Source organism: Streptomyces sp. OfavH-34-F (assembly GCF_022347745.1).
In the GTDB taxonomy this organism is placed as follows: Bacteria; Actinomycetota; Actinomycetes; order Streptomycetales; family Streptomycetaceae; genus Streptomyces.
This window is the reverse complement of the sequence record NZ_JAKRGC010000230.1, coordinates 1-10,394: the sequence shown is the minus strand read 5'-3', so window position 1 is coordinate 10,394 and position 10,394 is coordinate 1. Positions and strand designations below refer to the sequence as shown.

Annotated in this window: 10 protein-coding genes; 6 read left to right on the top strand and 4 right to left on the bottom strand. The window is 71.4% G+C overall.

Annotated features, from left to right (window positions below; translation table 11 throughout):
* On the bottom strand, positions 1-245 hold a 245-nt coding region (locus tag MHW47_RS25890), incomplete at its 3' end, for a zf-HC2 domain-containing protein (protein WP_239226179.1).
* Positions 242-826: a sigma-70 family RNA polymerase sigma factor gene (locus MHW47_RS25885; protein WP_239226178.1), complete on the bottom strand. Its 585-nt coding sequence runs from the start codon at positions 824-826 to the stop codon at positions 242-244. The genes MHW47_RS25885 and MHW47_RS25890, both read right to left, overlap by 4 nt.
* Before the next feature lie 250 nt (positions 827-1,076).
* On the opposite strand from MHW47_RS25885, the gene MHW47_RS25880 reads away from it, so the two are divergent.
* The 3 genes from MHW47_RS25880 to MHW47_RS25870 all read left to right on the top strand — a co-directional run bounded on the left by MHW47_RS25880 (position 1,077) and on the right by MHW47_RS25870 (position 3,668).
* Positions 1,077-1,691, top strand: a complete 615-nt coding sequence (locus MHW47_RS25880; RefSeq protein WP_275449655.1) for a PadR family transcriptional regulator — start codon at positions 1,077-1,079, stop codon at positions 1,689-1,691.
* 196 nt (positions 1,692-1,887) lie between these two features.
* Entirely contained in the window at positions 1,888-2,892 is a 1,005-nt protein-coding gene (locus tag MHW47_RS25875) for an ABC transporter ATP-binding protein (RefSeq protein WP_239226176.1), read from the top strand.
* On the top strand, positions 2,889-3,668 hold the full coding sequence (locus MHW47_RS25870) for an ABC transporter permease (RefSeq protein ID WP_239226175.1): 780 nt from the start codon (positions 2,889-2,891) through the stop codon (positions 3,666-3,668). The genes MHW47_RS25875 and MHW47_RS25870 overlap by 4 nt, the downstream gene beginning before the upstream one ends.
* A gap of 113 nt (positions 3,669-3,781) precedes the next feature.
* Here the strand turns inward: MHW47_RS25870 and MHW47_RS25865 are convergent, their stop codons facing one another.
* Complete coding sequence (locus MHW47_RS25865; RefSeq protein ID WP_239226174.1) at positions 3,782-4,624, bottom strand: siderophore-interacting protein; 843 nt, start codon at positions 4,622-4,624, stop codon at positions 3,782-3,784.
* Positions 4,625-4,706: 82 nt separating this feature from the next.
* Positions 4,707-5,615 (bottom strand): 5'-3' exonuclease, encoded by a 909-nt coding sequence (locus tag MHW47_RS25860; protein WP_239226180.1) that lies wholly within the window; start codon positions 5,613-5,615, stop codon positions 4,707-4,709.
* Positions 5,616-5,874: 259 nt separating this feature from the next.
* On the opposite strand from MHW47_RS25860, the gene MHW47_RS25855 reads away from it, so the two are divergent.
* From MHW47_RS25855 to MHW47_RS25845, 3 genes are all read left to right on the top strand, one after another.
* Positions 5,875-7,002: a glycine betaine/L-proline ABC transporter ATP-binding protein gene (locus MHW47_RS25855; RefSeq protein WP_239226173.1), complete on the top strand. Its 1,128-nt coding sequence runs from the start codon at positions 5,875-5,877 to the stop codon at positions 7,000-7,002.
* The gene (locus MHW47_RS25850; RefSeq protein WP_239226172.1) at positions 6,995-9,637 is read left to right on the top strand and encodes an ABC transporter permease/substrate binding protein; all 2,643 of its coding nucleotides are present in this window, start codon (positions 6,995-6,997) and stop codon (positions 9,635-9,637) included. The genes MHW47_RS25855 and MHW47_RS25850 overlap by 8 nt, the downstream gene beginning before the upstream one ends.
* Before the next feature lie 173 nt (positions 9,638-9,810).
* Positions 9,811-10,356 carry a helix-turn-helix domain-containing protein gene (locus MHW47_RS25845; RefSeq protein WP_111333633.1) on the top strand — a complete coding sequence of 182 codons (546 nt, stop codon included), beginning with the start codon at positions 9,811-9,813 and terminating at the stop codon, positions 10,354-10,356.
* Positions 10,357-10,394 lie beyond the last annotated feature (38 nt).

Below are 10,394 nucleotides of genomic sequence, written 5' to 3'. Positions count from 1 at the left end.
CGGGGGGTGTCCGGCGGCTCCTGGCGTACGGTCGTGATCTCCCGGAGCACCCGCTCCCGCAGGGCGCGGGGGGCCGGTGCGGCGGCGGCGAGGCCGAGCCGGGTCGCGGTCTCGGAGAGTTCGCGCACTTCGACGGAGCAGGCCTCGCAGTCGGCCAGATGCCGTTCGAAGGCGTGGCGCTCGGCGTCGGGCAGGGCGTGCAGGGCGTAGGCGCCCGTGAGGGTGTGCAGGGCGGCGTCGGTCATGCGCCCACCCCCAGGCAGTCGCGCATCCGGATCAGCCCGTCGCGCAGCCGGGTCTTGATCGTGCCGAGCGGCACCGCCAGCAGCTCGGCCACCTCGCGATAGGTCAGCCCCCGGTAGTACGCCAGGGTGACGGACTCCCGCTGGAGTTCGGAGAGCGTGCGCAGACAGCGGCGCACCTGCTCGCGCTCCAGCCGGGTCTCGACCTGCTCGGTGACCTCGTCGAAGGCGGGCGTGCGGTCCAGCAGGGCCGCCTTGTGCTCGCGGACGGCGGCGGCCTGCGCGGAGCGCACCCGGTCCACGGCGCGGCGGTGGGCCAGCGTCAGCACCCAGTTCATGGCGCTGCCGCGCGAGGGCCGGAAGCGGGACGCGGTGCGCCACAGCTCCACGAGCACCTCCTGGGCGACCTCCTCGGACTGGGCCGGGTCGCGCAGCACTCCGCGTACGAGCCCCAGCACCGGCCCGCTCACCCTGTCGTAGACCTGGGCGAACGCCTCCTGGTCGCCCCGGGCGACCCTCCCCATCAGCTCCTGGAGATCCGGCCCCGCCGAGGCCGTTCCGCTGATGTACACGGCTTCTTTCACGCGGGGGTGTCCCTTCGATGGCCGGCGTTCTCCGGGTGATTCGGAGCCGACGCCGATGCGGATGGGCCGCAGGCCGCAGATCCTGCCACGGCTTCCCCGGCGCACGGCGCACCGATATCGCGATACATCGCGGTTGACGAGATTTCAGAAGTCGAGCTATGTTCGTTCACGAGTATTCGCAAACGAATGAGGGGAAGCGGCTGTGACGGCGAAGCGGCGCAAGCTCCGCAATCCCCTGGCGCTCACGGTGATGGTGCTGCTCGCGGAGCGCTCCATGCATCCGTACGAGATCGCCCAGACCCTCCGCCGGCGCGGCAAGCAGCACAGCGTCAAGATCAACTTCGGTTCGCTGTACACCGTCGTCCAGAACCTGGAGAAGCACGGATACGTCGAGGTGGCGGGCGTGCAGCGGCAGGGCAACCGCCCGGAACGCACGCTGTACGGCCTCACCGGGGCCGGGCGCGCCGAGATGCTGGACTGGCTGTCCGACCTCATCGCGGTCCCGGCCGACGAATACCCGGCCTTCGATACGGCCCTGGCCCTGTTGCCCGTGCTGCCGCCGGAGGAGGTGGCCGAACTCCTCGGCGACCGCGAGCAGGCGCTGATCGTGCGCACGGCGGCGCTGCGCGGGGTGCTCGGCAGGCTCGGGGACTCGCTGCCCCGGATCTTCATTGTGGAGACCGAGTACCAGATCCACATGCTGGAGGCGCAGTTGGCCTGGATTCGCGGATTCCGCAAGGAGATCGACGAGGCCACGATCAGTGGCATCGAGGAGTGGAAGTCGTTCCACGAGACGTCCGAGGTCCCGCGCGACTGGCAGGACCTCGACGCACAGGAAGCCGCCCGGGAAACCGGACGGGAGTAGCAGAGGAGGACCCCGGCGGGCTGTTGCAGCAGCCGGCGCCGGGGTTCCGAACCCGAGCCGGACGGCCGTCGAAGCGGTGTCCGGGCGATCGGGGTGCGGCACACCCAGGATAGCCCGGCATGCCTCGCACGGACCGGACCGGCCAGACGGCGCCCGGAATCCCGGACGCCCCGGCCGATCACAGGAGAGCTCCGCCATGAGCACCCGTGCGCCCGCCGTGCAGGCGCGGCACCTCGTCAAGACCTATCCCGGAGGGGTCACCGCGCTGCGCGGCATGGACCTCACCGTCACCGCCGGCACCGTCTTCGGGCTCCTCGGGCCCAACGGCGCGGGCAAGTCCACCACCGTCAAGATCCTCACCACCCTCGCCCGCCCCGACTCCGGCACCGTCTCCGTCGCCGGGCACGACGCCCTCGCCCACCCGGACCGGGTCCGGCGCGCGATCGGCGTGGTCGCCCAGAAGTCCGGCGCCGACCCCGTCGCCACCGGCCGCGAGAACCTCCTCCTCCAGGGCCGCCTCTACGGGATGCGGGGCGCCGCCGTCCGGCAGCGCGCCGACGCGCTGCTGGCGCGCTTCGGCCTCACCGACGCCGGGAAACGCCTGGTCAAGGGGTACTCCGGCGGAATGCTGCGCCGCCTGGACGTGGCGCTCGGGCTGATGCACCGCCCCCAGGTGCTGTTCCTGGACGAGCCGACGACCGGGCTCGACCCGGAGGCGCGTACGGCGATGTGGGACGAGATCGCCCGGCTGGCCGGGGACGAGGGCCTGACCATCGTGCTCACCACGCACTACCTGGAGGAGGCCGACCGGCTCGCCGAACGCATCGCCATCGTGGACCGCGGCCGGATCGTCGTCGAGGGCGCCCCCGACGCGCTCAAGGGCGAACTGCGCGGCGACGCCGTCCACGTGGAGCTGCGCGCCGAAGCGCCCGACGTCGTCACCGCAGCGCTCACCGGGCTGCCCGGGGTGCACGAGGTGCGGACCGAGGGGCGCCGCGTCAGCGTGCGGGCCGAGGACGGCGCCGCCGCCGTACCCCTGCTGCTGGCCGCGCTGGACCGGGCCGGGGCCGCCGTGGCGGCGGCCACCGTCGCCCGCCCGTCGCTGGACGACGTCTATCTGCGCCATGCCGGACGCCGCTTCCAGGACGCCGAGGCCACCGGCCCGACGGCCGTCCCCGCGCTTTCCGGAGGCGCCCGATGAGTTCCCACGCCCTCGCGCACACCTGGTACATGACTAGACGCCAGCTCATGGCCATCCTCCGGCAGCCCGTCTTCCTCGTCATCTCGCTGATCCAGCCGGTGATCTGGCTGTTCCTGTTCGGCAACCTCTTCAAGAAGGTCGTCGAACTCGGCGGCTTCGGCACCACCTCCTACCTGGACTACCTCGTCCCCGGCATCGTCGTGATGAGCGCGCTCGGGTCGAGCATGTGGGCCGGCATGGGCACCCTGGAGGAGATCGAGCGGGGCACGCTCAACCGCTTCCTCACCACTCCGGTCAGCCGGGGCGCCCTGATGAACGCCAACGTCGTGCAGAACGGCATCGCCACCGCCGGCCAGTCCGCGCTGATCCTGCTGCTCGGCCGGGCGGCGGGCGCCGGCTATCCCGGGGGTCTGGGCGGGCTGCTGGTCCTGGTCGGCGCCTCGGTGCTGCTCGGCACCGTCTTCGGGGCCCTGTCCAACGCGCTCGGCATGATGGTGCGCCAGCGGGAATCGATCATCGGCATCAACACCTTCCTGCTGCTGCCGCTGACCTTTCTCTCCTCGTCGTTCATGGCGCCCAGCCAGATGCCCGGCTGGATGCGGGACGTCGCGGCGTTCAACCCCGTCAACTGGGCCATGGTGGCCGGGCGTTCGGCGCTGAGTGCGGACCCCGACCCACAGCTGGTCCTCAGCCGGTGCGGCGGGCTGCTGCTGCTCGCGACGGCCACCGTCCTGCTGTCCACGCGCACGTTCCGCTCGTACCAGAAGTCCGTCTGACGGCCGGCCGGTTCAGCGCGGCGGGGCCACCGGCCCGGGCCCGGCGCGCGGGCCGGGCCCGGACACGGCGGTGCCCCGGTCCGAGGCGGACCGGGGCACCTGTGCGGGGCGGGTTACGCGGCCCGCTCCTGCTCGCGCTGCACCTGCTCGTTCCACTCGCGCTTCACCGAGCGCCACGCCTCGTCGTCGTGGCCCAGGCGCCAGTAGCCCGAGATCGACAGCCGGTCGGCCGGAATGCCGCGTTCCAGGCGCAGATGGCGGCGGATCTCCTTCACGAAGCCCGCCTCGCCGTGGACGAACGCCTGGACGTCGCCGGGCGGGAACTCCAGCCCCGTCACCGCCTCGACCAGCGCCTCGCCGACCGGTCGGCCGGCCCGGTGCAGCCAGGTGACGGCGACGCCGTCCGGCGTGGCGATCTTCTGCTCCTCCGCCGCGTCCGCCACCTCGACGAACGCGTGGACCACCGCACCCGCCGGCATCCGCTCCAGCGCGGCGGCGACGGCCGGCAGCGCGCTCTCGTCGCCCGCCAGCAGGTGCCAGTCCGCCGACGCCTCGGGGGCGTAACCCCCGCCGGGCCCCAGGAACGTCACCTGGTCACCCGGCTTCGCGCCCGCCGCCCAGGGGCCCGCCAGGCCCTCGTCGCCGTGCACCACGAAGTCGATCGCCAGCTCGCGGGCGGCGGCGTCCCAGGAACGCACGGTGTACGTACGGGTGGTGGGCCACAACTCGCGCGGATACTCCTCGCGGATGCGGGCCATGTCGAAGGGGTGGGCGTACTCCGCGCCCTCGGGGGCGAAGCACAGCTTCACGTAGTGGTCGGTGTAGCCGTCGAGGGCGAAGTCGGCGAGGCCGTCGCCGCCGAGCACCACCCGCACCATGTGCGGGGTGATCCGCTCGGTGCGCAGGACCTGCGCCCCCCGAGCCCTGGGGGCCCGCCGCTCCGGTCGTTCTGCCACGAGATCCGCTCCCTGCTGCCGGAAGATGAGGGACCGCCGGCCGGAGCCGGCAACAAGTCTTAGGGTCACCTAACCTAACACCTCAGTGGCGCAGCACGTCCAGGAGTCGTCCGACGGCTCCGCCCAGCCCCCACCGGGCCACCAGCGCCTCCAGGGCCGCCGGGTCGCGCGGCCCGGCGGGCAGGGCCGGGTCGAAGTCCGGCAAGGGCACGTCCCCGGCGACCCGGACCACCTTCGGCGCCACCACCACATAGGCGCGGGCCTCGTCGAGCCGCTTGCGCTGCGACGGCGTCAGCTTCGATGCCGGGTCGTCCACGGCGGCCATGATCCCGGCCAGGTCCCCGAAGGCGTCGAGCAGCTTCGCCGCGGTCTTCTCGCCGATGCCGGGCACGCCGGGCAGCCCGTCGCTCGGATCGCCGCGCAGCAGCGCCAGGTCCACGTAACCGGGGCCGTCCACGCCGTACTTCTCGCGCAGCCACGCCTCGTCCGTCAGCTGGAGGGTGCCGACCCCCTTGAGCGGGTAGAGCACCCGCACCCCGCGGGCGTCGTCGACCAGCTGGTAGAGGTCCCGGTCGCCGGTGACGATGTCCACCGGGCCGGACGCCCGCCCGGTCAGCGTGCCGATCACGTCGTCCGCCTCGTAGCCCTCGGCGCCGACCCGGGCGATGCCCAGCGCGTCCAGGACGTCCGCGATGACCGGCACCTGCGGGGCCAGCGTGTCCGGCGTCTCCTCCTCGTCCGGCACCCCGGCCCCGGTCTCCGCGGCCACCCGGTGCGCCTTGTACGTGGGGATGAGGTCGACCCGCCACTGCGGGCGCCAGTCCGCGTCCCAGCAGGCGACGAGGTCGTCCGGGCGGTGGTCCTGCACCAGCCGGCCGATGAAGTCCAGCAGGCCGCGGACGGCGTTGACCGGGGTGCCGTCCGGCGCGCGCACCGAATCGGGCACACCGAAGTAGGCGCGGAAGTAGAGGGAGGCGGTGTCGAGGAGCATCAGGCGTCGCGTCACACGCCGATGATGCCGCACGCCGCCGACAGTGGCCGCCGGGGACGCGGTTCCCGAAAACCCCGGTCGAACATGTGATCCAGGTCACACTTGTGTTTGCTCCGCGTAAGCCCGGGCAGGCGCGCCATCGGAGCGGACCACGTCGCAAATTCAACTATTGCATGTGGCAGGCGGACGGAATCCGTATCGCTCCACGGTCTGCCGGTGGGGGTGGCGGACCGTTTTCGGTTCAACGCGTGAGGTGTATGTGTCCAGGCTGCAAGCCGAACACCTGTACAAGGTGTTCGGCAGACGACCCGATCAAGCCGTGCAGAAACTGCGGAGCGGCACCGGCCGCGACGCGCTGCGCGCCGACGGAACGACCGCAGCGGTGATCGACGCCTCGTTCACCGTCGAACCCGGCCAGATCTTCGTCGTGATGGGGCTGTCCGGCTCGGGCAAGTCCACGCTGCTGCGGATGCTCAACGGCCTGCTGGAGCCCACCTCGGGCCAGGTGCTCTTCGACGGTGAGGACCTCACCGCCCTGAGCCCCGCCCAGCTCCGCCACGTCCGCTCCACCCGGATCAGCATGGTGTTCCAGCACTTCGCGCTCTTCCCCCACCGGAGCGTCCTGGAGAACGCCGCCTACGGCCTGGAAGTGCAGGGCGTCCCGCGTGCCGAGCGCCACCGCCGCGCCGCCGAGGCCCTGGAGCTGACCGGCCTGGCCGGCTGGGAGAAGTCCTGGCCCGACGAGCTGTCCGGCGGCATGCAGCAGCGCGTGGGCCTCGCCCGCGCCCTCGCCACCGACGCCGACCTGCTCCTGATGGACGAGTCCTTCAGCGCGCTCGACCCGCTCATCCGCCGCGACATGCAGGACCAGCTCCTGGAGCTGCAGAAGCGGCTGAAGAAGACCATCGTCTTCATCACCCACGACCTCAACGAGGCCATGCGCCTGGGCGACCGCATCGCCGTCATGCGCGACGGCGAGATAGTCCAGCTCGGCACCGCCGAGGACATCCTCGTCACCCCGGCCAACGAGTACGTCGCCTCCTTCACCCAGGACGTCGACCGCACCCGGGTGCTGACCGCCGGCGCCATCATGGCCGAACCGCACACGGTCATGGGCACCCCGGACGACGACGGCGACGAGCTGCGCAACCCCGCCGACGTACTGCGGGCCGCGCCGGCCACCGTCACCGAGTCCACGCCGATCATCGAGCTGTTCACGCCCTGCTCGCAGAGCGGGGTCGCGGTCGCCGTGACCGACGACAAGGGCAAGCTCACCGGCGTCGTCACCCGGGCCCGGCTGCTCGCCGTGCTCGGCGAGCCGATGACCCCGGCCGGCGCCCCGCAGGACGCCGCCCCGGTCTCCGTGAAGAAGGTGGCCGGTGTTTAGGCTCCATCTCGGCGACTGGGTCGACTCCGCGGTCGACTGGCTCCAGACCCACCTCGCCTGGCTCTTCGACGCCATCAGCTCCGTCGTGAGCGGCATGTTCGACGGCATCGCCGCCGTGCTCTCCGCTCCGGCCCCCCTGCTCTTCGCGGGCATCGTCGCCGTCATCGCCTGGTGGCTGCGCGGCCTGCTCGCCGGTGTCCTCGCCTTCGCCGGCTTCGCCCTCATCGACTCGGTCGAGCTGTGGGACGAGGCGATGGACACGCTGACGCTGGTGCTCGTCGCGACGATCGTGACGCTGGTCCTGGCCGTTCCGCTCGGCATCTGGGCGTCCCGCTCCAAGGCGGTGAGCGCGGTGACCCGGCCGGTCCTGGACTTCATGCAGACCATGCCCGCCATGGTCTACCTGATCCCCGGCGTCATCTTCTTCGGCGTCGGTGTCGTCCCCGGCATCATCGCCACCATCATCTTCGCGCTGCCGCCGGGCGTCCGGATGACCGAACTCGGCATCCGCCAGGTGGACGGCGAGCTGGTCGAGGCGGCCGAGGCGTTCGGCACCACCTCGCGCAACACCCTGCTGCGGGTCCAGCTGCCGCTCGCGCTGCCCACGATCATGGCCGGCATCAACCAGGTCATCATGCTGGGCCTGTCCATGGTGGTCATCGCCGGCATGGTCGGCGGCGGCGGCCTCGGCGGCTCCGTCTACCGCGCCATCGGCAACGTGGACGTCGGCCTCGGCTTCGAGGCCGGTGTCTCCATCGTCATCCTGGCCATGTACCTGGACCGGATGACCAGCGCCCTGGGCCGCGAGGTCTCCCCGCTCGCCCGCCGCGCGCTCGCCAAGGCGCAGTCGGTGGCCGGCGGCCTGAAGATCTGGCACCACCGCCCGCAGCCCGTCGTCGCCGTCGCGGGCGTCGTCGCCCTGGCGCTGGTGGCCGGCGGGATGGGCCTCTTCGGCTCCTCCGGCGACGAGAAGGACTCCACCGCCTCCGGTACGCGGAAGATCGGCGCCGGCAAGAAGATCAGCATGGGCTACATCCCGTGGGACGAGGGCATCGCCTCCACGTTCCTGTGGAAGGAGCTGCTGGAGCGCCACGGCTTCGAGGTGGACGTCAAGCAGTACGAGGCCGGCGCGCTGTACACCGGCATGGCGGGCGGCCAGATCGACTTCGAGACCGACTCCTGGCTCCCGGTCACCCACGCCTCGTACTGGAAGAAGTACAAGGACCGCCTGGAGGACATGGGCTCCTGGTACGGCCCCACCTCGCTGGAGCTGGCCGTGCCCGCGTACGTCGAGGACGTGAAGTCCCTGGCCGACCTCAAGGGCAAGGCGTCCGACTTCAAGGGCCGGATCGTCGGCATCGAGCCCAGCGCCGGCGAGATGGGCCTGCTCAAGGACAAGATCCTGCCCGGCTACGGCCTGGACAAGGAGTACAAGGTCATCGACGGCTCCACGCCGTCCATGCTGGCCGAGCTGAAGCGGGCGTACGCCAAGAAGGAACCGATCGTCGTCCCGCTGTGGTCGCCGCACTGGGCGTACAACCAGTTCGAGCTGACCAAGCTCAAGGACCCCAAGAACCTCTGGGGCAAGGGCGACGGCATCCACACGCTGGCCCGCAAGGGCTTCACCGCGGACAACCCCGTGGTCGGCAAGTGGCTCAAGGACTTCAAGATGAGCGAGGAGCAGCTCACCAGCCTGGAGGCCGAGATCCAGAAGAGCGGCTCCGGCAAGGAGCAGCAGGCCGTCCGCACCTGGCTCAAGGCCAACCCGGACGCCGCCGCCACCTGGACCCCCGTCGCCGAGGGCGCGGCCGGGAGCGCGAAGAAGGCCAAGGGCAAGGACGAGCGGGACCGCCCGCTGGAGGTCGCCTGGTTCCCGTGGGAGGAGGACATCGCCGCCACCTACCTGTGGAAGGCCGTCCTGGAGGACCGCGGCTACAAGGTCAACCTCAAGCAGTTCGAGGTCGGCCCGATGTACACCGCGATGTCGCGCGGCCAGCTCGACGTGCAGTTCGACGGCTGGCTCCCGTACACCCAGAAGAACTACTGGGACAAGTACGGCTCCCAGCTCACCGATATCGGCTCCTGGTACGGCCCCACCTCGATCGAGGTCGCGGTGCCCGACTACGTCAAGGACGTGAAGTCCCTGGCCGACCTCAAGGGCAAGGCGTCCGCGTTCAAGGGCCGGATCGTCGGCATCGAGCCCGGCACCGCCACCATGGAGAACCTCAAGAAGAACGTGCTGCCGTCGTACGGCCTCGACGAGGAGTACAAGGTCGTCGACGCCTCCACGCCCGGCATGCTCGCCGAGCTGAAGCGCGCGTACGCCAAGAAGGAGCCCATCGCCGTCCTGCTGTGGACCCCGCACTGGGCGTACAGCGAGTACGGCATGACCAAGCTCAAGGACCCGAAGAAGGCGTTCGGCGAGGGCGACCGGCTGCACACCATCGCCTCCAAGAGCTTCCCGAAGGACTACCCCCGGCTGACGAAGTGGTTCAAGAACTTCAAGCTGAGCGAGCAGCAGCTCGCCGGCCTGGAGAACGAGATCCAGAAGCGCGGTACAGGACACGAAGAGGAAGCCGTGAAGGCCTGGATGGAGAAGAATCCGGGCATCGCGGACACCATGGCGCCCCGCTAGGCGCCGGAACCGGCCCCCACCAGGGCCGGAGACCATGAAGGGGTGGGCCCCGCCGGCGGCGGGGCCCACCCCTTCCGGTGTTCCGGTGAGGTCACTTTCCGGGCCGTCCTGTCCCAACGGAGTGCGCGAGACGCCCACAACCGGAAGGATGGCGACTCGGGAGGGAGCCGGACATGGACGAGAAGGAAACACTCCGGGTGGGCGCCGCCGTCCGCCGACAGCGCAGATCCCTGGGACTGACCCTGGCCGCCGTCGCGTCGCGCAGCGGCCTGTCCGTACCGTTTCTCAGCCAGATCGAGAACGAACGCGCCAGACCCAGTGCCCGGTCCCTCGACCGGGTCGCCGAAGCGCTGGAGACCACCACCGCGCGGCTGCGCGCCGCCGCCGACTCCGCCCGCGCGGTGGACGTCGTACGCGCCGCGCGGCAGGACGGCACGCACCGGGTGGTGCGCGGCCGGCACCAGCTCAGCGCCCTGGAGTTCAGCGGGGAGCTGGACCTCGGGCGCGAGTTCCAGCACCGCAACGACGAGATCCTGTACGTGGCCGAGGGCGCCGTCGAGGTGGAGGCGGAGGGCCGCGCCTACCGGCTGGTCCAGGGCGACACCCTCTTCCTGTCCGGCGGGGTGCGCCACCGCTGGCGGGCCACCCTGCCCGGCACCCGGCTGCTGTGCGTCGCGGTCGCCGAACACATCGACGCCACGTCCGACCCCCGGCGCTGACCGCCCGCGGGGCCCGGGGCGGCGCGGCTCAGGCGGCC

Bases quoted from the DNA above. Each gene is read 5' to 3' on its own strand.
- MHW47_RS25880 (WP_275449655.1), top strand. From the start codon at position 1,077: ATGGTGCTGCTCGCGGAGCGCTCCATGCATCCGTACGAGATCGCCCAG.
- MHW47_RS25875 (WP_239226176.1), top strand. From the start codon at position 1,888: ATGAGCACCCGTGCGCCCGCCGTGCAGGCGCGGCACCTCGTCAAGACC.
- MHW47_RS25870 (WP_239226175.1), top strand. From the start codon at position 2,889: ATGAGTTCCCACGCCCTCGCGCACACCTGGTACATGACTAGACGCCAG.
- MHW47_RS25860 (WP_239226180.1), bottom strand. From the start codon at position 5,615: ATGCTCCTCGACACCGCCTCCCTCTACTTCCGCGCCTACTTCGGTGTG.
- MHW47_RS25845 (WP_111333633.1), top strand. From the start codon at position 9,811: ATGGACGAGAAGGAAACACTCCGGGTGGGCGCCGCCGTCCGCCGACAG.